This is a genomic window from Pseudomonas sp. S32 (assembly GCF_016648095.1).
Taxonomy (GTDB): Bacteria; Pseudomonadota; Gammaproteobacteria; order Pseudomonadales; family Pseudomonadaceae; genus Aquipseudomonas; species Aquipseudomonas parafulva.
Genome location: NZ_JACVVF010000031.1, coordinates 37433 through 59939, shown reverse-complemented (window position 1 = coordinate 59939; position 22507 = coordinate 37433). Strand labels below are relative to the sequence as shown.

Annotated in this window: 20 protein-coding genes and 1 pseudogene; 14 read left to right on the top strand and 7 right to left on the bottom strand. The window is 64.6% G+C overall.

Going from position 1 to position 22507, the window contains the following annotated elements:
* Positions 1-59 precede the first annotated feature (59 nt).
* Entirely contained in the window at positions 60-2588 is a 2529-nt protein-coding gene (gene hrpB, locus IAE38_RS17000; protein ID WP_201218374.1) for an ATP-dependent helicase HrpB, read from the bottom strand.
* A 116-nt stretch (positions 2589-2704) separates the two neighbouring features.
* Between hrpB and IAE38_RS16995 the strand changes: the two genes are divergently transcribed.
* Positions 2705-3124, top strand: coding sequence for a polyribonucleotide nucleotidyltransferase (locus tag IAE38_RS16995; RefSeq protein WP_201218373.1), 420 nt, complete (start codon positions 2705-2707; stop codon positions 3122-3124).
* 17 nt (positions 3125-3141) lie between these two features.
* Positions 3142-4011, top strand: a complete 870-nt coding sequence (locus IAE38_RS16990; RefSeq protein ID WP_201218372.1) for a cation diffusion facilitator family transporter — start codon at positions 3142-3144, stop codon at positions 4009-4011.
* 10 nt (positions 4012-4021) lie between these two features.
* On the opposite strand, the gene IAE38_RS16985 is transcribed toward IAE38_RS16990, so the two are convergent.
* Together IAE38_RS16985 and IAE38_RS16980 are read right to left on the bottom strand one after the other, a co-directional pair.
* The gene (locus tag IAE38_RS16985) at positions 4022-4867 is read right to left on the bottom strand and encodes a DUF6515 family protein (protein ID WP_201218370.1); all 846 of its coding nucleotides are present in this window, start codon (positions 4865-4867) and stop codon (positions 4022-4024) included.
* A 323-nt stretch (positions 4868-5190) separates the two neighbouring features.
* Positions 5191-5634, bottom strand: a complete 444-nt coding sequence (locus IAE38_RS16980) for a winged helix-turn-helix transcriptional regulator (protein ID WP_201218369.1) — start codon at positions 5632-5634, stop codon at positions 5191-5193.
* Positions 5635-5745: 111 nt separating this feature from the next.
* Between IAE38_RS16980 and IAE38_RS16975 the strand changes: the two genes are divergently transcribed.
* The 5 genes and pseudogenes from IAE38_RS16975 to IAE38_RS16955 all read left to right on the top strand — a co-directional run bounded on the left by IAE38_RS16975 (position 5746) and on the right by IAE38_RS16955 (position 10215).
* Positions 5746-6945 carry an MFS transporter gene (locus IAE38_RS16975; RefSeq protein ID WP_236404119.1) on the top strand — a complete coding sequence of 400 codons (1200 nt, stop codon included), beginning with the start codon at positions 5746-5748 and terminating at the stop codon, positions 6943-6945.
* Positions 6946-6952: 7 nt separating this feature from the next.
* Positions 6953-8314 carry a pyridoxal phosphate-dependent decarboxylase family protein gene (locus IAE38_RS16970; RefSeq protein WP_236404117.1) on the top strand — a complete coding sequence of 454 codons (1362 nt, stop codon included), beginning with the start codon at positions 6953-6955 and terminating at the stop codon, positions 8312-8314.
* Between the two features lie 8 nt (positions 8315-8322).
* A pseudogene (locus IAE38_RS16965) lies at positions 8323-8715 on the top strand (LysR family transcriptional regulator); the annotation flags it as partial.
* A gap of 765 nt (positions 8716-9480) precedes the next feature.
* The gene (locus IAE38_RS16960; RefSeq protein WP_003249795.1) at positions 9481-9957 is read left to right on the top strand and encodes an Lrp/AsnC family transcriptional regulator; all 477 of its coding nucleotides are present in this window, start codon (positions 9481-9483) and stop codon (positions 9955-9957) included.
* A gap of 54 nt (positions 9958-10011) precedes the next feature.
* A complete protein-coding gene (locus tag IAE38_RS16955) occupies positions 10012-10215 on the top strand; it encodes a DUF2788 domain-containing protein (protein WP_028632729.1) in 204 nt (67 codons plus the stop codon).
* A 3-nt stretch (positions 10216-10218) separates the two neighbouring features.
* Here IAE38_RS16955 and IAE38_RS16950 read toward each other — a convergent pair whose 3' ends face one another.
* The 4 genes from IAE38_RS16950 to IAE38_RS16935 all read right to left on the bottom strand — a co-directional run bounded on the left by IAE38_RS16950 (position 10219) and on the right by IAE38_RS16935 (position 16342).
* On the bottom strand, positions 10219-10851 hold the full coding sequence (locus tag IAE38_RS16950) for a pseudouridine synthase (protein WP_236404114.1): 633 nt from the start codon (positions 10849-10851) through the stop codon (positions 10219-10221).
* A gap of 6 nt (positions 10852-10857) precedes the next feature.
* Positions 10858-12321 carry an AMP nucleosidase gene (gene amn / locus IAE38_RS16945; protein WP_060481677.1) on the bottom strand — a complete coding sequence of 488 codons (1464 nt, stop codon included), beginning with the start codon at positions 12319-12321 and terminating at the stop codon, positions 10858-10860.
* A 147-nt stretch (positions 12322-12468) separates the two neighbouring features.
* Entirely contained in the window at positions 12469-14121 is a 1653-nt protein-coding gene (locus IAE38_RS16940; protein WP_201218368.1) for an acyl-CoA dehydrogenase family protein, read from the bottom strand.
* A 232-nt stretch (positions 14122-14353) separates the two neighbouring features.
* On the bottom strand, positions 14354-16342 hold the full coding sequence (locus IAE38_RS16935) for a sensor histidine kinase (protein WP_201218366.1): 1989 nt from the start codon (positions 16340-16342) through the stop codon (positions 14354-14356).
* A 257-nt stretch (positions 16343-16599) separates the two neighbouring features.
* Here IAE38_RS16935 and IAE38_RS16930 point away from each other — a divergent pair, with 257 nt between their 5' ends.
* The 7 genes from IAE38_RS16930 (at position 16600) to IAE38_RS16900 (ending at position 22500) form a co-directional block, all read left to right on the top strand.
* Positions 16600-17397, top strand: a complete 798-nt coding sequence (locus tag IAE38_RS16930; protein ID WP_201209938.1) for a hydroxymethylpyrimidine/phosphomethylpyrimidine kinase — start codon at positions 16600-16602, stop codon at positions 17395-17397.
* Between the two features lie 13 nt (positions 17398-17410).
* A complete protein-coding gene (thiE, locus tag IAE38_RS16925) occupies positions 17411-18034 on the top strand; it encodes a thiamine phosphate synthase (protein ID WP_028632735.1) in 624 nt (207 codons plus the stop codon).
* A 16-nt stretch (positions 18035-18050) separates the two neighbouring features.
* Positions 18051-19334 (top strand): glutamate-1-semialdehyde 2,1-aminomutase, encoded by a 1284-nt coding sequence (gene hemL / locus IAE38_RS16920; RefSeq protein WP_201218365.1) that lies wholly within the window; start codon positions 18051-18053, stop codon positions 19332-19334.
* 189 nt (positions 19335-19523) lie between these two features.
* Entirely contained in the window at positions 19524-20069 is a 546-nt protein-coding gene (locus IAE38_RS16915; RefSeq protein ID WP_028632737.1) for a tetratricopeptide repeat protein, read from the top strand.
* Between the two features lie 101 nt (positions 20070-20170).
* On the top strand, positions 20171-21169 hold the full coding sequence (locus IAE38_RS16910) for a PhoH family protein (protein ID WP_028632738.1): 999 nt from the start codon (positions 20171-20173) through the stop codon (positions 21167-21169).
* Positions 21162-21635: an rRNA maturation RNase YbeY gene (gene ybeY, locus IAE38_RS16905; RefSeq protein WP_028632739.1), complete on the top strand. Its 474-nt coding sequence runs from the start codon at positions 21162-21164 to the stop codon at positions 21633-21635. Before IAE38_RS16910 ends, ybeY begins: the two co-directional genes overlap by 8 nt.
* Before the next feature lie 25 nt (positions 21636-21660).
* Positions 21661-22500 (top strand): HlyC/CorC family transporter, encoded by an 840-nt coding sequence (locus IAE38_RS16900; RefSeq protein ID WP_028632740.1) that lies wholly within the window; start codon positions 21661-21663, stop codon positions 22498-22500.
* Positions 22501-22507: the final 7 nt, after the last annotated feature.

The following is a 22507-nucleotide window of genomic DNA, read 5'->3' as shown; positions in this document are numbered from 1 at the left end:
TTTTTGCCGCCCGGGTGGTGTGGGGGGGGGGGGGGGCCGGCGTGGCGCCCCCTCCCGGTTCACGTTCCTCGCGGCTTGGCCCGCGCAGTGGCCTCGGCCACCAAAGGGTCGTCCGGCCAATAATGCTTGGGGTACCGCCCCTTCAAGTCCTTTTTCACCTCGGCATAGGTTGTCCGCCAGAAGTTGGCCAGGTCCTGCGTCACCTGCACGGGCCGCCGCGCAGGCGAAAGCAGGTGCAGCTTCACCTGCTGGCGGCCATTGGCAATGCGTGGGGTATCCGCCAGGCCGAACAGCTCCTGCAGCCGTACGGCCAGAATCGGCGGGTTTTCGCTGTAGTCCAGGCGAATACTGGAACCTGACGGTACACGCAGGTGGGCCGGGGCCTGCTCTTCCAGCCGCTGAGGCAGCGGCCATGGCAACAGGTTGCGCAGCAGCGCTGGCAAGTCCAGGGCAGCAAAATGGCTCAAACGCGAGACTTTACCCAGGTAGGGCTGTAACCAGTCTTCAAGGCAGTCGAGCAAGGCCTGGTCGGTGAGGTCCGGCCATTCGCTGCTCGCGCTCTGGGCCATGTCCAGCTGGCGCAACAACGCCACCCGGGCTTGCCACTGGCGCAGGTCAGGGGTCCAGGGCAACAGGTTCAAGCCCTTGCGCCGCACCAGCCCAAGCAATGCCCGAGTGCGTGCGTCGTCGTCCAGGCCAGGCAGCGGTTCGCGGCTGAGTATCAGCTCCCCCACTTTTACCTGCCGCTCGGCACGCAACACCTGCTCCCGCTCATCCCAATCGAGAACGTCCACCCGCTGCACCTGGTCGGCCAGCACATCGTCCAGCAGGGCGGGGTCGAACTCGGCAGCCAGGTAGATCCGTTCCTCCCGCTGGCCCTGGCGGCTACCCAGGTCCGCGACCACCAGCCACGGGCATTTCATCAGCGCGTCAGTTTCGGCAAACAGGGCGGCACGGCCATTGGCCAGCCGGTACTCCGCACTGCCTTCGCGGCGCTGTTGGGCAATGCGGTCGGGGTAGGCGCATGCCAGCAGCGCGCCCAACCAGCGCGGATGATCGGGGTCAGCCACGGCGTGACGGGCATTACCTTGCAAGAGGTTGCGGTACTGGCGCGACAGCTGCCGGGCACGTTGCACGCCGCCCTGGCCACTACGGCCGGCGTTGTGCTCACCGCCGACCAGCGCCAGCCGGCTGTGCAGGTCTGCACCGCCGCCGCGCTGGATATCCCGCTCCCCCAGCAGCGCGGCCACGTCACAGGCCATGCGCGACAACCCCAGGGCTTGCCCGCGCAGCAGCAGGTGAGCGATGCGTGGGTGTGCGGGCAACTCGGCCATCGCCTGGCCGTGCTCACCCAGGTGGCCCTGGCTGCCCGGTTTGAACGCCCCCAGCCGCTGCAGCAGGTCCTGAGCCTGGGCGAACGCGGCGGTGGGCGGCTGGTCGAGCCAGCACAGTTGGCCAGGTGTCACCCCCCAACGGGCCAGTTGCAAGGCCAGGCCAGCCAGGTCGGCCTGCAGAATCTCCGCACTGCCATGGGCGGCCAGTTGGTCGTGCTGGGCCTCGGACCACAGGCGGTAGCACACGCCGGGCTCCAGGCGCCCCGCGCGGCCCGCACGCTGCGTGGCACTGGCCCGGGAAATGCGCTGGGTATCCAGGCGGGTCATGCCGCTGCCTGGGTCGAAGCGCGGCACCCGCGACAGCCCGGCATCAATGACCACGCGTACGCCTTCGATGGTCAGGCTGGTTTCGGCGATATTGGTTGCCAGCACCACTTTGCGTCGCCCGTCCGGGGCTGGGTTGATCGCTGCCCGCTGGGCACTGAGGTCCAGTTCACCGTGCAACGGGCACAGCAAAACCTCGGGGCGATCCGCCAAGGCCTCCTCCAGGCTCTGATGGACGCGGCGGATCTCCGCCTGCCCCGGCAGAAAGACCAGAAGGCTGCCGGCCTGGTCGGCCAGGGCATTGAGCACACTGTCGACGACCCGAGGCTCGATGAACTCACCCGGCTGAAACGGCCGCCCCCAGCGGATGTCCACGGGGTACATGCGCCCCTGGCTGCTGACCACCGGCGCGTCGCCCAGCAGCCGTGACAGGCGCTCCCCCTCAAGGGTGGCCGACATCAGCAGAATCTTCAGCGGCGGGTCGTCACGCAGTAGCTCCCGACCATTCAGGCCAAGGGCCAGGGCCAGGTCGGCATCCAGGCTGCGCTCGTGGAATTCGTCGAAAATCAGCAACCCCACCCCCTCCAACGCGGGGTCGGCCTGCAAGCGGCGGGTCAGGATGCCCTCGGTCACCACTTCGATGCGCGTAGCAGGCCCTACCTTGCTGTCCAGCCGAATGCGGTAGCCCACCGTTTCGCCCACCTTTTCCCCCAGCTCGCTGGCCAACCGCTCGGCAGCAGCCCGAGCTGCGAGGCGGCGCGGTTCGAGCATCAGGATCTTCTGGGTGCCCAGCCAGGGTTCATTCAGCAATGCCAATGGGACACGGGTGGTCTTGCCGGCGCCGGGCGGTGCTTCGAGCACCGCTTCGTCACGGGTTTGCAAGGCCTGGCGCAGCGCAGGCAAAACGGCATCGATCGGTAAAGAAATCATGGTGGCCCTCGAACAGTGACGCGAGTATAACGGCGAACCGACCCTGCTCTATCATGGTCTTAGCTGTTGGTTGCGGGCGCCTTGCCTGCCCTGCTGAATGCCCTCCGGAGATCTACATGCGCATCCCATCCCGCGTAATCGGTGGCGCCCTCGTCGTCACCCTGCTGACCCAGCTGACGGCTTGCGGCACGATTTTCTACCCAGACCGTCGCGGCCAGATCGACGGCAAAGTCGACCCGGCCATTGCCGTGCTCGATGCCATCGGCATTCTGTTCTACGTGATCCCGGGGCTGGTCGCCTTTGGCGTCGACTTCGCCACCGGTGCCATCTACTACCCCCGTGGCGAAACCGCCCAGGTAGACCCCGCCAAGCTGCGTAATGCCATCACCCCGGACGGCAAGGTGGACAACCTGAAGCTGCAAGCCATTCTTGAAAGCGAACTGGGCCAGCGCCTGCCGCTGGACGACCCACGGCTTATCCAGCACCGCGGCAGCGCGGAGCAACTGGCCAGCCTGGGCCTGGCACCTGCAGCCTGACCCCGCGAGGCCCTGCCATGACGACCCCGGCCGAACACCAGCGCCTGCTGCGCCTGGCTACCCGCGCCTCGTTGGCAGTAGCCAGCATTCTGGTGGTGAGCAAGGCGCTGGCCTGGTGGCTGAGCGGTTCGGTCAGCCTGCTTGCCGGGCTGACCGACTCGGCACTGGATGCAGTGGCTTCCTTGCTCAACCTGCTGGCCGTGCACTATGCGCTGCGGCCTGCCGATGACGACCACCGCTTCGGCCACGGCAAGGCCGAAGCCCTGGCCGGCATTGCACAAGCGCTGTTCATCGGCGGTAGTGCGGTGCTGATCGGCCTGCAGGCGGTCGAGCGCCTGCAGGCACCGCAACCCTTGGGTGACACGGCCGTGGGTATCGCCGTGATGCTGTTGTCGCTGGCACTCACCGTCGCGTTGCTCGCCTTGCAGCGCAAGGTCATCCGGGTGACGGGCTCCACGGCAGTGCGCGCCGACTCGCTGCATTATCGCTCCGACCTGCTGCTCAACGGCAGCATCCTGCTGGCCTTGCTGCTGGCCCGTTTCGGCTGGCCACAACTTGACGCCTTGTTCGGCCTGGGCATCGCTTTCTACATCTTGTGGAGCGCCTTGCAGATTGCCCGTGAAAGCACGGCCATCCTCATGGACAAGGAACTGCCGGGTGATGTCAGCGATGACATGGCCCGCCGAGTGCTGGCTATCGACGGGGTACAGGGGGTGCACGACCTGCGCACGCGCATGTCAGGCAACCAGTGGTTCGTGCAGCTGCACATCGAACTACCCGGCCAGTTGCCTCTGCACCAGGCCCACAGCTTGTGCGTGCAGGCCTCGGAGGTGATCCGCCAGCATTACCCGAAGGCGGATGTGATCGTGCACGCCGACCCTCTTTGACAGGCGGGCCTCAGTTGATGCTGTAACCCCTGCCGCTGAAGCAGGCGCCCAGCGCCCGGCGGTAGTTATCCACAACCGGCGCCGGGGGCGCATAAGCTGCGGTGGCGGGGTCGAAGCCTGACTGGCTGACTGCCCAGCGGTGGCACTGGTAACGGTCCTGCTCCTGCTGCTGTGGGCCCTGGCCGTACATCGGGTAGGCCACCACGTCGTACCCGCCCTGTTCTGCCGGCCCAGGCCCAGGCGGCGCGACGGCAGGTGGGTTGACCACCACGTACTGGCGGCTGTCATCCAGGTATTGGTAGTAGGTATCGGCCACCAGGTAGAACAGTGCGCCGTCCCGTGTCACCTCCCGGGCATAGGGCGGCAGGTAGTCCACACGCACCCCGTGGGGCGGTGCCACCACGATGTATTCCCTGCCGTGTGGGCGGTACCAATACCCGCCGGAGTAGAAGTAGTCCCGGCCGCCGTAGGGCACCTTCCAGTACTGGTCAGGGAAGCGCTCCACGGTCTGCCCCGGCCGGTACCGGGGCCCAGGGCCCCAACCGCTGCCCTGCCCGTCGGGCCGGCCATGCCAGCCTTCACCAGGGCCATCGCCACGCCACGGTCGGTCGTCGCCGTGTCGCCGCGGAATATCCTGGTAATAGCCCGGGCGTGGCGGCTGGGTTTGCTGCACTTCATCGCGTGAATTCAGCGCCCGCCCTGGCGCAGGGGCAGGCGCAGCGCCGGGCCCAGCCTCACCGGGTGGCTGCGGGCCGGGTGCGCCCGGGCCCTCGCCCGGCCCGGCGGCCACAGCGCCCAGGCTGACGCCCAAGCCCAGCAAACCCACACCTGCCCACAGCCGAATACGCGACTTCATGGTATGCCTCTCGGTTGAAAAAACGGCTAGCGACGACAGTCTACCGCGCTGGCTGGGCAGGCCCATTAAATTTTCGGCCATGAAAAATGTGCACCATGAAGTAGTTTGTGAGGCTGAGCAGCGGCGTGAAAGGCCTTGCGGGGCAACAGGTTAGCCAAGATTTCGGTCTCTATGTGCTCCTGCCGCTTTTCGAGCTAGGCGCCGCATAGGGGCTTCGAGGAGGAAAATGCAGGAGCGTCGCAGCGGGAGAGAAAAAGCGCAGCCGTACGCTGCGCTTTTTGTCGTGCGCTGATCGTGGCTATCACAGCCAGGCGCATTTCGCCTTACTTCACTTTCCGCACTTCGGTCGCAGCAGGCGACAGCACGGAACCATCGTTGGCCTGTGGCGCCATGCGAGCAATCGGCTTGCCGGTGCGAGTTTCGATCAGCACCGAATGGCGTTCGCCGCGCTCGAACAGATGCTGTTCGCCCCACTGGCGCAGCGCCACTACCACGGGGAACAGGTTTTCCCCCTGCGGCGTCAGCACGTACTCCTGATAAGCCGTGCCATCCGAGGCATCCCGTGTGTCGAGGATGTCCGATTCGACCAGTTTGCGCAGGCGGTCGGACAGGATGTTACGGGCCATGCCCAGGTTGCGCTGGAAGTCGCCAAATCGGTGAGTGCCATCGAACGCATCGCGTACGATCAGCAGCGACCAGCGATCCCCCACCACATCGAGGGCGCGAGCAACGGGACAGGGTTCGTCGTTGGTAGTGCGGCGCGGCATGACTTCTCCAAATAGATAGCAACACCCAGGCTTTCTGGTTGCATTTTAAAACCACGTGCCTTAGCATTCAATCGGTTTTGTTTTGCAACTAGGTTGCATGGATCGTGGCGCATGAAGTCATCCCGAACTGCCGATATGCCGTGCGGCCTTGTGCTGCTGTTTGCCGCTGCCAGTGGCCTGAGTGTGGCAAATGTGTACTACGCGCAGCCACTGCTGGATGCGTTGGCCCGCGACTTCGACATCAGCCATGCCGCCGTGGGATGCGTGGTGACGGCCACCCAGATCGGCTGCGCCCTGGCCCTGTTGTTGCTAGTGCCGCTGGGGGATCGTGTCGAGCGCCGTCGCTTGATGGCGGTGCAACTGCTCGGCTTGGTAGTGGCATTGGCGATGGTCGGCATTGCACCGTCTGCGCCTGTGCTGCTGACGGGCATGCTGGCGGTGGGGCTGCTGGGCACGGCGATGACTCAGGGGCTGATCGCCTATGCGGCCAGTGCCGCCTCGCCCCACGAGCAAGGGCGGGTCGTCGGCGCCGCACAGAGTGGCGTGTTCATAGGCCTGCTGCTCGCCCGCGTGTTCGCAGGGGGCGTCAGCGATCTGGCGGGCTGGCGCGGCGTGTATTTTTGCGCCGCCGTGCTGATGCTGATGATCGCGCTACCGCTGTGGCGGCTGCCTGCCTTGCCGTTGCCTGCCAATCCCATGCCTTACCCGCGTCTGATCACCTCCATGCTGACGCTGCTGAGGGAAGAAAAGGTCTTGCAAGTGCGCGGCATGTTGGCGCTGTTAATGTTCGCCGCGTTCAACATCTTCTGGAACGCGCTGGTGCTGCCGTTGAGCGCGGCGCCATATCGCTTTTCGCACACTGCCGTCGGTGCATTTGGCCTGGTCGGGGTTGTGGGCGCCCTGGCCGCTGCGCGTGCCGGACACTGGGCCGACCGTGGCCATGCCCAACGAACCAGCGCGGCCTCGCTCACCGTATTGCTGCTGGCCTGGTGGCCGCTGTCACTGATGGAATGGTCGTTGTGGTCGCTGGTGATCGGCATCGTGCTGCTCGACCTGGGTGGCCAGACGCTTCACGTCACCAACCAGAGCCTGATCTTCCGCACGCGCCCCGAAGCCCACAGCCGGCTGGTCGGCCTCTACATGCTGTTTTACGCGGTCGGTAGCGGACTGGGCGCCATCGGCACCACCGTCACTTATGCCCATGCGGGTTGGCAGAGCGTGTGCTTGCTGGGCGCGGCGGTTAGTGCGCTTGCGCTGTCGTTTTGGTGGCTGACACGGAGGATGACTCCGCAGGCTGCGGCTCAGGTATAACACAGGAATGGACGAAACCTCGATGGACGAACTGGAACTGCTGACCCAGGCCGATGCGCGCGGCCGCCGCTACACCGAGGGCCACGGCCATCGCCGGGTGTTTCCTTCGGATGAAGCGATTGCCGCGTTGAGTGCCTTCGACGAACCGCTGCCCGAGCAGGGTCGGCCCGCTGAAGACACGCTGGCGCTGTTAGACGATGTGGGGTCGCCTGCGACCACTGCGTCCAATGGCCCACGCTATTTCGGGTTCGTGATCGGCGCCGCCTTGCCAGTCGCCGCAGCGGCTGAACGGCTGATGCTGGCTTGGGATCAGTGCGCCTCGACCTTCGACAACTCACCTGTCTCGGCAACTCTGGAGCGGGTGGCCGCCCGCTGGGTGCTCGAAGCGCTGGATCTGCCGCGTGAAAGCGCGGTGGGCTTTGGGACCAGCGCCACGGCCTGCACGCTGACGGCCCTGGCCGCCGCACGGCGGGAGCTGCTGGCACGTGTGGGGTGGGACTTTGACGGCCAGGGCCTGCACGGCGCACAGGAAATCCGGGTGGTGATTTCAGAACTGGCCCATATCACGGTCAAGAAAGCATTGCGGGTACTGGGTTTCGGCCTGAACCGGATCGTCCATGCCCCAGTCGATGCCCAGGGCCGGGTGGATGCTGGCCGCCTGCCGCCTCTGGATGAACGCACCATCCTCTGCCTGCAAGCGGGCGAAGTGAACACAGGTGCATTCGATCCCTTTGAGCAAATCATTCCGCGCGCCAGAACGGCCGGTGCATGGGTGCATGTGGATGGTGCTTTCGGCCTGTGGGCACGGGCCTCATCCCTGTCTCACCTGACCCGGGGCATCGAACAGGCCGATAGTTGGACGACCGACGCGCACAAATGGCTGAACACGCCTTACGACTGTGCCATGACCATCTGCCGCGATGCACGGGCGCTGACCGAAGCCATGAGCAGCGATGCCGTTTACTCCAGCGCAAGTACAGATGCGCAGAAGAACCTGACCCTAGAGTTCTCGCGCAGGCCGCGCGGCATCCCGGTTTGGGCGGCATTGCGAAGCTTGGGACGCGAAGGTGTCGCCGAACTGGTGGAGCGGCATTGCGCACAAGCACGCCGCATCGGCGATGGCCTGACGCGGGCCGGATTCGAGGTGCTCAACACCGTGACGCTCAATCAGGTGCTGTTCCGCTGCGCCACGGACGAACATACGCTGGCGGTGCGCGCGGCGGCGCAGCAGTCCGGCGAAGCATGGTTTGGGGGAACGGCTTGGCAAGGACGGCCCGCGATGCGGATCAGCGTATCGTCTTGGCGCACAGAGGAGGCCGATGTTCAGGCACTCATTAGCCTGCTGCTGACACTTCATGCTGGCAATTAAACAAGACAGTGGAGTTTCGTCATCTTCGCTGCTTCCTGGCAGTTGCCGAAGAGCTGCACCTTGCTCGTGCTGCCGAGTGGCTGCACATCGAACAATCGCCGCTGCCGCGTGCCATCACGGAACTGGAAGAAGACCTGGGCACGCGACTGTTCATCCGCTACTCGCGTAACACCCGCTTGTCACGGGCCGGGCAGATGTTCCTGAAGCACGTCCCGCGCATCTTCGCCGCCACATAGCAAGCCCGCGAGAGCGTCAAGGCCCTCGCAGCCGGCTACGACGGCCAATTGCGCGTCGCGCTGTCCGATGGCATCACACCGCCGCGCCTGAGTGCCTTCATGATGCAGTGCCGCGAGGGTGATCCAGAGGTCCACATCCACCTGGTCGAAGTGCCGCTGTCGCAGTAGATCTAGGGTCTGCACAATGACCTGTACGACGTGGGGTTCGCGCAGTCGGATGAAAGTGCTGCAAGGCGTCCGCCTCGGTCAGCACGCCGTACTGCTTCCATGCCGGTTCGTGGTGGAGCAGGCGGTTGCGGAAGTCACGCAGCGTGGCGACCAGATCACGCACGTGAGCCAGCATTGCGCCCGCCTGATGCATCGGCCAGGAGTTCGACGGCTTGCGCCTGGGGTTGCGCCGCATCGACGGCGGACTTGGTGAGCTTGATCTTTGCCATGTTGACTTCTCGGAATGGCCCGATTCCCGGAAGTCTCATAGGAGCCTTCGGTGGGGAAATCGGGTCAGGTTTCGAAAAGCACCGGCATATGGTGAACGTGCCTAAGCTATTGATAAACCCGTTGTATCGAGCTTCTGCGTAGTCCAGCGAAATGCGGTACTGGAGTGATGGTGAAATGAAAAAAGGGAGGCCACTGGGGCCTCCCTTCAGGAATTGTCGTCCGTGCTCGGCGCTTGTGGCCCCGGCTCACCTCACACCCTCTTCTGGAGGGTGCGTAGCCCGGGGGCCTGGCACATCCTGTTGGATGGCTGGCCGCGACCGCCCGCCTAGGGCGCGTCGCCGTGGACTGATGTCCGGGCAGTGATTCTGTGGATAAAGATACCGGGGCAGAGCCGGCAGAGGATTGCGAAGATTGCTCGGATAAATAGCACTTGCGCAATTTTTTACCCTGGATTGATAATTCGCCGCAATCTGAAAAGAAAAGGATCAACACGTGAGCAAACTCGACCGCTACGACCTGAGCATCCTCGCCGAATTGCAGCGCGATGCCCGCATCTCCAACCAGGAACTGGCCGAGCGCATCGGCCTGTCGCCCTCGCCCTGCTCGCGTCGGGTCAAACAGCTGGAGGACGATGGCTACATCTCCCGGCAGGTGGCCTTGCTCGACCGTAAGAAGCTGGGCCTGAGCCTGACCGCCTACGTGCTGATCGGCATGGACCGGCACACGCCCGAACGTTTCGAAACCTTCGAGGCGGCCATCCGCAACCTGCCGCAAGTGCTCGAATGCAGCCTGGTGACCGGCATGGATGCCGACTACCAGCTCAAGGTGGTGGTGCCCGACATGGACCATTACCAGAAGCTGTTGCTGGGCAGCCTGACGCGGATCGAAGGCGTTACCAGCGTGCGCTCGAGCTTCGTACTGAACCAGGTATTGGCCAGTACCGAGCTTCCATTGACCCACCTGCGGTAAATGCCGTTGAGCCTGGGCGTATAATCGCCCGCTCAGCCTACCTGGAGAACCCTGATGGATCCTGCCGTATTCGAAGAATGGATGATGATCATCCTGGTCACCGTGTTGATCGGTTTCATGGGGTTCATCGTGTGGGACCTAGCCAAGAAATCCAAGGCCGGGCGGTTCGGCACCTTCATCCTGTTCTTCGTGCTGGGGCTGGGCGTGCTGGCCTTCGTGATCAAAAGCGTGGTGGTGGGCTTTCTGGAGGGCGTCTGAGCGTTAAACGGCCGGCGCCACTTCACGCCAGCAACCCTGCTCCAGGCCATCCAGTGCCCAGTCGCCGATGCGTACCCGCACCAGGCGCAAGGTGGGTAGCCCTACGGCCGCCGTCATCCGCCGCACCTGGCGGTTACGGCCTTCGCGGATCACCAGCTCGAGCCAGTGGGTGGGCACGCTCTTGCGAAAGCGTACCGGCGGGTTGCGCGGCCACAGCTGGGGCTCTTCCAGGCGGCGCGCCTCGGCCGGCAGCGTGAGGCCATCATTCAACTGCACACCCTCGCGCAAGCGCTGCAACTGCTCGTCGCTGGGCTCACCCTCCACCTGCACCCAGTAGGTCTTGGCCAGCTTGTGCCTGGGGTCGGCGATTCGCGCCTGCAGGCTGCCGTCGTTGGTCAGCAGCAGCAAGCCTTCGCTGTCCCGGTCCAGGCGCCCGGCCGGGTATACACCGGGGATGTCGATGAAGTCCTTGAGCGTGGCACGGCCTTCACCGTCGCTGAACTGGGTCAACACGTCGAAGGGCTTGTTGAACAGGATAAGCCGCGGCTCGGCCGGTGGCGCCTTGGCCTGGCGGCGGGGGCCGGGAGCAGGCCGCACCTGGGGGCGGCGCGGCTTGGAACGGGGTGGCAGTGACATGGACCCTCAGCGGAACGGCGGCTCATCGAAGCTGCGCAGTTTACGCGAGTGCAGCGAGTTGAGCTCGGTGCGCAGCAGGTCCAGCGCAGCGATACCGATCTTCAGGTGCTGGCTGACGGCACGGTTGTAGAAGGCGTTGGCCGACCCCGGCAGCTTGATTTCGCTGTGCAGCGGCTTGTCCGACACGCACAGCAGCGTGCCGTAAGGCACCCGCAGGCGGTAACCCTGGGCGGCGATGGTGCCGCTTTCCATGTCCACGGCCACGGCGCGGGACAGGTTGATCAGCGGCCGCTCCTGAGCCCAGCGCAGCTCCCAGTTGCGGTCGTCGTAGGTCAGCACGGTGCCGGTACGCAGGCGCTTCTTCAACTGCTCGCCGCGTTCGCCGGTCACCTGCGCAGCCGCCTCCTGCAAGGCCATTTGCACCTCGGCCAAGGCAGGGATCGGAATATTCGGCGGTACGACCCGGTCCAGAATGCCGTCACGGCGCATGTAGGCATGGGCCAGTACGTAATCACCGATGGTCTGCGACTGGCGCAGGCCGCCACAGTGGCCGATCATCAGCCAGCAGTGCGGGCGCAGCACCGCCAAGTGGTCGGTGATGTTCTTGGCATTGGACGGGCCTACACCGATGTTGACCAGGGTGATGCCATCGCCGTCTTCGGCGATCAGGTGATAAGCCGGCATCTGGTAGCGGTGCCACACCACGCCGGCCACCAGGGCCTGCGCCTCGCCATGGTCCATGGCCTTTTCGATCACCACGTTGCCGGGCAGCACCATGCGCACGAAGCGCGGGTCGTCACGCAGCTGATCCAGCCCGTGGCTGATGAACTGGTCCACATAGCGGTGGTAGTTGGTCAGCAGGATCCAGGGCTGCACATGGCGCCAGTCGCTGCCGGTGTAGTGCACCAGCCGGCGCAGCGAGAAGTCGACGCGCGCCGCGTCGAACAGCGCCAGTGGCAAGGTATCGGTGCTGTCCCAGTCGTACAGGCCGTCGGCGATGTTGTCAGTGGCAGCAGACAGGTCGGTGCTGGGGAACACCCGCGCCAGCTGCGCCGCGGTGATGCCGCTACCCGCCAGTTCATCGCCCTGGTCGACCACGTAGGGGTAAGGGATGCTCTGCTCGCTGACGCCCACCTCCACCGTGACGGTGTAGTCGTGCATCAATGGGCGCAGTTGCTCCAGCAGGTAACCGCGAAACGCAGCCGGCTGGGTGATGGTGACGCTGTAGGTACCGGCCACCTGCACCTTGGCGTAGGCACGCGTGGTGGCCGCGACTTCGCCGTGGCTGTAGTAGGTCAGGCGCAACGCCGGGTAGCGGAACAGGTCACGCGCCTGGGCATCGGGCTCGGTACGGTCCTTAAGGTAACGTTTCAGGGCCTGGCTGAGGGCACTGGTGGCCTGCTCGTGCAAGGCCGCCAGACGATCGACGGCCTGTTCGGGAGTATCAACGACTTCAAACGCTTGGCTCACACTGTGCTTCCTGTCTGGACATGCATGGGAATCATCTTGCCTGCCTTCTTGGGCAAATACACCCCCATTGATCGGTGTTGCACCCATTCGCCCCCTTGAGCTCAGCACAGCAGCTGTAAACGGGTGCCCACCCTCAAAACCGCCAGATCATCCCGCCCAGGCTGGCGTGGCCCTTGCCACCAACGCCTCCACATCGGCCCCCCGTGGCAGCGCGCCGTACACCCGCCCACTGCCCGCCAGGCGGCTACCGATGAACGCATCGCTGACCACCGCGTTCCCCGCCTGTAGCAACAGCTTGGCCTGCAACGCCAGGGCAATGTCTTCGGTCAGCTGCCGCGCCCGGTACTGCAGGTCACCGGTGTCGGTAAACGCGGCCTTCAGGTTGCCGATATGCGCCGCCAGGCGAGGGTCGCCATGGCCATCGCCCAGTTCGGTAAACAGCGCATCCAGCACGCCCGGCTCCTTGGACAAGGCCCGCAGCACGTCCAGGCATTGCACGTTGCCCGAGCCTTCCCAGGTCGAGTTCACCGGCGCTTCGCGGTACAGCCGCGGCAGGATGCTGTCTTCCACATAACCGGCACCGCCCAGGCATTCGGCCGCTTCGTTGATCATGCCGGGGGCGCGTTTGCACAGCCAGTATTTGCCTACCGCCGTGACCAGCCGTGCAAAATGTGCCTGCTGCGGGTCATCGAGTTGCTCCAGTGCCTGCCCCATGCGCAGGCTCAAGGCCAGCGCGGCTTCGCTTTCCAGCGCCAGGTCGGCCAGCACGTTCTGCATCAATGGCTGGGCGTTCAGCAACCGCCCGCCCACCTTGCGATGCGCACAGTGGTGGGCAGCCTGGGTCAGTGCCTGACGCATCAGGGCGCTGGAGCCAACCATGCAGTCGAAGCGCGTCATCGCCACCATTTCGATGATGGTCGGCACACCCCGCCCCTCTTCGCCGACCATCCACGCCAGCGCCCCCCGAAACTCGACCTCGCTGGAGGCATTGGCGCAATTGCCCAGCTTGTTCTTGAGCCGCTGGATATAGAACTGGTTGCGGTTGTCGTCCGGGCGATGGCGCGGCAACAGGAAGCAGCTGAGGCCTTTCTCGGTTTGCGCCAAGGTGAGGAAGGCATCGCACATCGGCGCCGAACAAAACCATTTGTGGCCAACCAGCTCATAAGGCTGGCCCGGCCCCGGCGCCCCCACCGGGTAAGCCCGGGTGGTGTTGGCGCGCACATCGGTCCCCCCCTGCTTTTCGGTCATGGCCATGCCCAGGGTGACGCCTGCCTTGTGCCGGTCGCCGACATTGCGCGGGTCGTATTGGCAGGCCAGGATCTTCGGCAGCCAGTACTCGGCCAGCTCGGGTTGCAGCCGCAGCGCCGGCACGGCAGCGAAGGTCATGGTCAGGGGGCAACCGCTGCCCGCCTCGGCCTGGCTGTGCAGGTAGGTCATCGAGGCCCGCGCCACGTGGGCGCCGGGGCGGGGTTCGGCCCAAGGGAGCGAAGGCAGGCCATGCTCGACGGCGGTGCGCATCAGTTCATGGTAGGCCGGGTGGAATTCGACCAGGTCGATACGGTGGCCATAGCGATCATGGCTGCTGAATTCGGGTTTGTGCGCGTTGGCCAGGAAGCCTGCCTGCATCAATGGCCCACCCGCCAGCGCGCCGTAGGTATCGATCCGCGACTCGGCCCAGCCCGCCCCGTAACGCCTGGACCACTCCTGAAGCGGCAGGTCGAGGCGGTAGAGGTTGGCGCCATCCAGGGGTGGAGGCTGGTTGGTGACTTCGTGGGTTTCAGCGTACTGGTGCAGGTTCATGGAGGGCTCCTGGATCCGGGGGAGTCAAAGCTCGCCGCAGGATTTGCAGCGCTTGAGGGATCGCGCGCCGCCCGCGCGGCGCATCGCGAGCTGCGCTCGCTCCTACAGTTTATTTGGGCCAATTATTCCTGCGCCATGCGAGCATAGCTCGCGATGCGCCGCGCGGGCGGCGCTCGTTCTGCCAGGCGCTGCCCCTGCCATGGCGAACACCCACCAGCCCTACCCCATACCCTCAGGGCAAGCGCCGCGCCTGCAGGATATCCGGGCTCATCTGCACCTGCGAAATCGCCATGTTCACACTCAACTCAAACCGGCTCCCTAGCCCGCGTGTGGACTCATGGGCCAACCGTGCGCCCAGCAACTCGCCCATCTGCCGGCAGATCGACAGCCCGATACCCAGCCCGCCATAGCGCCGGGTCATCGACCCATCCACCTGGAAGAAGCGCTGGTACAGGGTCGACTGCTCCAGGTCATCGAAGCCGATGCCGCTGTCGCTCACGGTAAAGCTCAACGCCAGATCCCTCGGCCCCACACGGCGCCCACGCACCTGAACCGTCACACCGCCCTGGTGGGTGAACTTCAACCCGTTGTCCACCAGGCAACCCAGGCAGCGGGCCAGCTTTTGCGCGTCACCCAGCAGCTCATCCGGGATGTCGGCGGGAATGTCCAGGCTCAGGTACAGGCCCTTGCTCAACGCCCGCCCCGCATACCCTGCACGCAAGCCCTGCAGCAGTGCGCGCAGGCTGAACGGCGCGGGGTGCGCGCGCAGGCGGCCTGCCTGCAGCTCAGACAGGGTGAGAATGGCATCCACCAAGTCCATCATGCCCTGCGCCGACCCCACAGCAGTACGGTGGTAATGGGCCATTTCGGCGTCCATCGGCAGGGTCTGCATCAGCTCCAGCGAGCCGATCACACCATTCATGGGCGTGCGCAGTTCATGGGTGACGCTGGCCAGAAACTCATCCTTCAGCCGGTTGCTGGTGGCTAACTGCTGGTTAACTTGCTCCAGCGTGCGGCCGGTGTCACGCAGGGCCTGCGCCTGCTGATTGCGCAGGCTGTTGATGCGGTCGGCCAACGCCAGCGACAGCAACGCCACCTCCAGCGCCGAACCCAGCTGGCTGGCGTACATGGTGATGAACAGGTTCGGCAGGTAACCCAGGACCATGAGGGTGTTGACCAGCCCACCCAGCAAAAACGCCGTCCAGGCGATGATGAACCACCGCGCTACACGCAAACCACGCCACCAGGCATACAGCCCGGCGCTGAAAATGCTCACCGTGAACAGCAGTGCCAGCGCCGTTGCCATGCGCAACGCGATGCCGTAGCGCAGGGTCACGGCCAGCACCATCACCCCTGCGCCGCCCAGCATCAATGCCTGCAACAGCCGGTCGAACCGCGGGCTGATGCTGCGCAGTTGCAAGAAGTGCCGGGCGAACTGGCAGCCAAACAGCCCGGCAGCGCCGATGAACAGCGGCGTACAGGCATTCGCCCACCAAGGGCTGTGTGGCCACAGGTAGGCAATGCCCGCGCCGTTGACCGACACCTGGTACAACCCGAACGAAGCGATATACAGGATGTAGTACAGGTAACTGACATCGCGCACACTCAGGTAAATGAACAGGTTGTACACCAGCATCACCAACAGCACGCCATAGATCATGCCCAGCACGTAGAAATGGCTGGGCTGCGCCTCCAGGTAGGCCTCCGGCGCCCACAGGGCCAGCGGTGCCTGTACCGAACCCTGGCTGTGCAGGCGCAAGTAGACGGTGGTGGCCTGCCCCGGTGGCAACTGCAGGCTGAACAGGTAGTTGCTTTGGCGGATCTGGCGGCTGTCGTAAGGCAAGGCATCGCCCGTGCGCTGTGCCAGCTGAAAATGCCCGTCGGGATTGGCAACGTACAGTTCAAGGTGATCGAGTGGCGGGTAAGCGAGTTCCAGCAGCCACTGGCGTGGCGTGGCAGCGCCCTGCGCGAGGGGCCGCAGCTCAAGCTTGAGCCAGAACACCGAAGTGGAATAGCCGGCGTTCATCACCGCTTGCTGGTGAGGGCGAAAGTGCTGGGCGAAGCCAGGTGCGCTGACCTGCGCGATGCTGGCACTGCCGTCCGGGTCTTCATACACCTGCATGACCTTGCCCAAAGGCAGGTGACGGGTGGTATCGGCGAAGTCCACCGCCCCGGCAAGCACCGGCAGCAAACCCAGCAACACAATCAGCAAATAGCGCATACAGCCCCAGCATGGCCTGGCCAGTCGCGTCGTGTTCGCCTCCTTTCCGTTTGAGACGACGCGAGCCGGCAGTACCCATTGATCGAATGATGCGCGCACTCTAGCACACCTGCGTCAGGCTGCCGCAGGCAGCAGCGAAGAAACCGCTCTAGAACAGTGGTTACAGGCCATTATTGGATACGGGACGGACCCTGACACAACTAAACCCGCGCCTGGGGCGGCCCCCTCAAACCGCTTTGGTGGTAAGCTCGCCGACCATGAATACCTACGCCTCCCGCCCCGTTGTCCTCTGTCTCTCCGGCCACGACCCCAGTGGCGGCGCCGGCCTGCAGGCAGACATCGAAGCCCTGCTCGCCCAAGGCTGCCACGCCGCGCCCGCGGTGACCGCCCTGACTGTGCAGGATACCGTCAACGTTACCGACTTCCGCGTGCTCGACCGCGCATGGGTGCTGGCCCAGGCCAATGCCGTGCTGGCCGACTCCCAGGTGGCCGCCGTGAAGCTGGGTATGCTCGGCTCCATCGAGATGGTCGACACCGTCGCCGAACTGCTGGCCGCGCACCCGCACCTGCCGCTGGTGTGCGACCCGGTACTGCGCGCGGGCGGTGGCGGGCGGCTGGGCAAGGACGAGGTGGGCTACGCCCTGCGCGAGCGCCTGTTGCCATTGGCAACCATCGCCACGCCCAACCTGCCAGAGGCGCGTATTCTTGCCGAACTGCCCGAGGGCAGCGCCGATGAGTGCGCAGACAAACTGCTGCAGTTCTGCAAGCACGTGCTGATTACCGGCGGCCACGGCGACGAAGCCGAAATCCACAACCGCCTGTACAGCCGTGACGGCCAGCACCACACCTGGACCTGCCAGCGTCTGCCGGGCAGCTACCATGGTTCGGGCTGCACCCTGGCCAGCGCCCTGGCCGGCCGCCTGGCCTTGGGCGAACAGCTGGACAGCGCTGTGCGCAGCGCCCTGGACTACACCTGGCGCACGCTGCGCGATGCAGAACAGCTGGGCAAGGGCCAGTACGTGCCGCGCCGCCTGCCGCTGGACTTCTGCTCCTGACACGAGGTGTTCGATGAAACTACGGGGCCTGTACGCCATCACCGACAGCCAGCTGCTCGCCGGGCGTTTTCTCAGCCATGTGCAAGCAGCCCTCGAAGGCGGTGTGTGCCTGCTGCAGTACCGTGACAAGGGCGACGACGACGCACGCCGCCTGCGGGAGGCCGAGGCCCTGAAAACCCTGTGCGAGCGTTACGGCACCCAACTGATCATCAATGACGATGCCGAACTGGCTGCACGCCTGGGTGTCGGTGTGCACCTGGGCCAGACCGATGGCCCCCTGACGCCGGCCCGCGCCTTGCTGGGCCGCCAGGCAATCATCGGTTCTACCTGCCATGCCAGCCTGGACCTCGCTGCCCAGGCGGCCAGCGAAGGGGCCAGCTATGTCGCCTTTGGCCGCTTCTTCAACTCCACCACCAAACCGGGTGCCCCCGCTGCCAGCCTGAGCCTGCTGGAACAGGCGCGCACCCAGGTGAAGCTGCCGATCACGGTGATCGGCGGCATCACCCTCGACAATGCCGCCCCGCTGGTTGCCCATGGCGCCGACCTGCTGGCGGTGATCCACGGCCTGTTCGGTGCCGATAGCGCGCAGGAAGTCACCCGCCGCGCCCGCGCCTTCAATGCCTTGTTCGCATCCTGATTCGAGAGAGCCCTCCATGTCCCGTTCCGAAGCCCTGTTCGCCCAAGCCCAGAAGCACATCCCCGGGGGCGTCAACTCGCCCGTGCGCGCCTTCAAAAGCGTTGGCGGCACGCCGCTGTTCTTCAAGCACGCCGAAGGTGCCTACGTCGTAGACGAGGATGACAAGCGCTATGTCGACTACGTAGGTTCCTGGGGCCCGATGATTCTTGGCCACGGCCACCCTGACGTGCTGGATGCCGTACGCCGCCAGCTGGAACATGGCTTGTCCTACGGCGCCCCTACCGCCATGGAAACCGAAATGGCCGACCTGGTCTGCGCGCTGGTGCCGTCCATGGAAATGGTACGCATGGTCAGCTCGGGCACCGAAGCGACCATGAGCGCCATCCGCCTGGCCCGTGGCTACACCGGTCGCGATGCCATCATCAAGTTCGAAGGCTGCTACCACGGCCACTCCGACAGCCTGCTGGTGAAGGCCGGTTCCGGCCTGCTCACCCAGGGCGTGCCAAGCTCGGCGGGCGTGCCGGCCGATTTCGCCAAGCACACCCTGACCCTGCCGTTCAACGACATCGCTGCGGTCGAAAAAACCCTCGCCGAAGTCGGCCAGACCGTCGCCTGCATCATCGTCGAGCCGGTTGCCGGCAACATGAACTGTGTACCGCCGGCCCCGGGCTTCCTCGAAGGCCTGCGTGAGCAGTGCGACAAGCACGGTGTGGTGCTGATCTTCGACGAAGTGATGACGGGCTTTCGTGTCTCGCTGGGCGGCGCCCAGGGCCACTACGGCATCACCCCCGACCTGTCCACCTTCGGCAAGATCGTCGGCGGCGGCATGCCCGTCGGCTGCTTTGGCGGCAAACGCGAAATCATGGGTTGCATCGCCCCCCTCGGCCCGGTTTACCAGGCAGGCACGCTGTCGGGCAACCCGCTGGCGATGGCCGCCGGCCTGACCACCCTCAACCTCATCAGCCGCCCAGGCTTCCACGCCGAGCTGACCGACTACACCACCCGCATGCTGGACGGCCTGCAGCAACGCGCCGATGCCGCAGGTGTGCCGTTCGTCACCACCCAGGCGGGAGCCATGTTCGGCCTGTACTTCAGCGGCGCCGACGACATCGTCACGTTCGAAGACGTGATGGCCAGCGATGCAGAGCGCTTCAAGCGCTTCTTCCACCTGATGCTCGACGGCGGCGTGTACCTGGCCCCGAGCGCGTTCGAGGCAGGCTTCACCTCCATCGCCCATGGCGACAAGGAGCTGCAAATCACCCTGGATGCGGCTGAGAAGGCCTTTGCCGCGCTGAAGTGATGCAGCGCCGGTAATGGCCCCGCACAGGTGCTGGAGGGGGCCATTACCGGCAATCAACACCGCGCACAATCAGCCGACTTCCCCAACCCGAGATAAATTCCAGTAAAACTTTGTAAGGTTGGCGCTGCTTATCCCATAATGTGCCACCAGAGACATTGGCCGCAGCTTTGCAGAGGTAAGTCGATCCCCATGAACCGCACCGGCCGCGCCCTCACCCTGGGCTGCCTGCTGCTTCTTCAGCCCCTGCTGGCCCTGGCGGAGGGCGGTAACTCGTTGCTTATCCCGGCAACGGGGCGCTGCACGTTGAATGTGCAGCCTGAAGACCTGGCAAATGCACTCAAGGCTTGTGAGCAGACCGCGACCGCAGGGGATGCCCAGGCGCAGTTCGAACTGGGCGAGCATTACTACACCCAGGCACCCAAAGACCTGAACAAAGCACTGGACTGGTTCCAGAAAGCGTCCCTGCAAGGTCATGCCGAAGCCCAATACCGCCTGGGCGCCATGTTCTTCCGTGGTGAAGGGGTCAAGGCCAACAACGTGCAGGCCTACATCCTGCTGAAGATGGCGGCGGTCAACGGCGCTGAAGATGCCCTGGACATGGCCGACGAGGTCACCGAGCAGATGCCCCGCGACGAGCTGGAACACGCCACTCAGGTACTCGGCCAGATCTTCCGCAAGTATTTGCTGGAACTGCAGAACGCCGACGGCCGCTCACCGTTCTCGCCACTGCCCTGACTGCTGCATATAGGGCAGCGCCGATCGGGGCTTTCGCCACTGCCATTCAAGGGTTATTCTTGGGCTCACACCCATTGCCGTCGAGCGGCTAAAAAAAGACCTTGAACGCACCCATAGAACCCCATCGTTTCATCCTCGAGCCCTTCGAGGCCCCCCGTTTCGCCAACTTGTGTGGCCAGTTCGACGAGCATCTGCGCCTGATCGAGCAACGCCTGGCCATCGAGATCCGCAACCGCGGCAATCAGTTCGAACTGATCGGCGACCCCAAGACCACCAGCGCTGCCGAGCAGCTGCTGCGCCGTCTTTACCGTGAAACCAAGGCCACCGAGCTGTCACCGGAGACCGTGCACCTGTACCTGCAGGAATCGGCCGTCGAGAACATCGACAACCCGGCGGTCAACGAGGTCAGCGTTTCGCTGCGCACACGCAAGGGCAATATCCGCCCCCGTGGCGTCAACCAGCAGCGCTACGTGAAGGAAATTCTGGCCAACGACATCAACTTCGGTATCGGCCCGGCGGGCACCGGCAAGACTTACCTGGCCGTTGCCTGCGCTGTCGACGCCCTGGAGCGTGAACAGGTGCGGCGCATCCTGCTGGTACGCCCGGCGGTTGAGGCCGGCGAGAAGCTCGGCTTCCTGCCGGGTGACCTGGCGCAGAAGATCGACCCGTACCTGCGACCGCTGTACGACGCACTGTATGAGATGCTGGGTTTCGAGCATGTGGCCAAGCTGATCGAACGCCAGGTGATCGAGATCGCTCCGCTGGCCTACATGCGCGGGCGCACCTTGAACAACAGCTTCATCATCCTCGACGAAAGCCAGAACACCACGCTCGAACAGATGAAAATGTTCCTTACCCGTATCGGCTTCGGTTCAACGGCCGTGATTACCGGTGACATCACCCAGGTGGACCTGCCGCGTGGCACCAAGTCGGGCCTGGCCCACGTGATCGAGGTGCTCAGGGACGTACCGGGTATCAGCTTTACCCACTTCCAGCCCAAGGACGTGGTCCGTCACCCACTGGTACAGCGCATCGTCGAAGCCTACGACCGCTTCGATGCCCGCCAGGCCAAGCCCGAGGCGCCTGGCAAAGATGCTTGAACTGGACATGCAACGGGCGACCGACGCGGCCGCCCCGGATGACGCGGCGTTCCGCCGTTGGTGCGAACTTGCCTTGCGTCAGCGCCAGGCCGATTCCGAGATGACCATTCGTCTGGTCGACGAAGCCGAAGGCCGGGAACTCAATCACACGTACCGGCACAAAGACTACGCCACCAACGTGCTGTCGTTCCCTGCAGACGTGCCCGATGACCTGCTCGATATCCCGCTGCTGGGCGACCTGGTCATTTGCGTGCCCGTGGTCGAACGTGAGGCTGCCGAACAAGGCAAGCCGCTGGAGGCCCACTGGGCGCACCTGGTCATCCACGGCTGCCTGCACCTGCTCGGCTACGACCACATCGACGATGACGAGGCCGAAGAAATGGAAGGCCTGGAACGGGATTTGCTGGCGGAACTGGGTCACCCCGACCCTTACGCCGACGATGAAACCGACTCAATCACACACTGATACACCAAGGATCACGAGAACCGCCATGAGCGAAGATCGATCGAGCAACGGGCAAAAGTCCTGGCTGGGCAAACTGACCCAGGCTTTTGCCCATGAGCCGAAAAACCGCCAGGAGCTCCTCGAGCTGCTGCGCGAAGCCCACCAGAACAAACTGCTGGACAGCGAAGCGCTGACTATCGTCGAGGGCGCCATCCAGGTGGCCGACCTGCAGGTACGCGACATCATGGTGCCGCGCTCGCAGATGAACAGCATCCGCGCTGGCCAGTCGCCGCGCGAATTCCTGCCGGCGGTGATCGATGCGGCGCATTCGCGCTACCCGGTCATCGGCGAAAGCCACGATGATGTGCTGGGCGTGCTGCTCGCCAAAGACCTGCTCCCGCTGATTCTCAAAGAAAATGGCGACAGCTTCAACATCAAGGACCTGCTGCGCCCCGCCACCTTCGTGCCGGAGTCCAAGCGCCTGAACGTGCTGCTGCGCGAATTCCGCGCCAACCACAACCACATGGCCATCGTCATTGATGAGTACGGTGGCGTGGCCGGCCTGGTTACCATCGAGGACGTGCTGGAACAGATCGTCGGCGATATCGAAGACGAGCACGACGTCGAGGAAGACAGCTACATCAAGCCGCTGCCCAGTGGTGACTTCCTGGTCAAGGCACTGACGCCCATCGAGAACTTCAACGAATTCTTCGACAGCGGCTTCTCCGATGACGAATTCGATACGGTCGGCGGCCTTGTCATGAGTGCGTTCGGGCACCTGCCCAAACGTAACGAGACCACCGAAATCGGCTCGTACAAGTTCCGTGTCCTGAATGCCGACAGCCGGCGCATACACCTGCTGCGCCTGACCCCGATCAACCGTTAAGGACAAA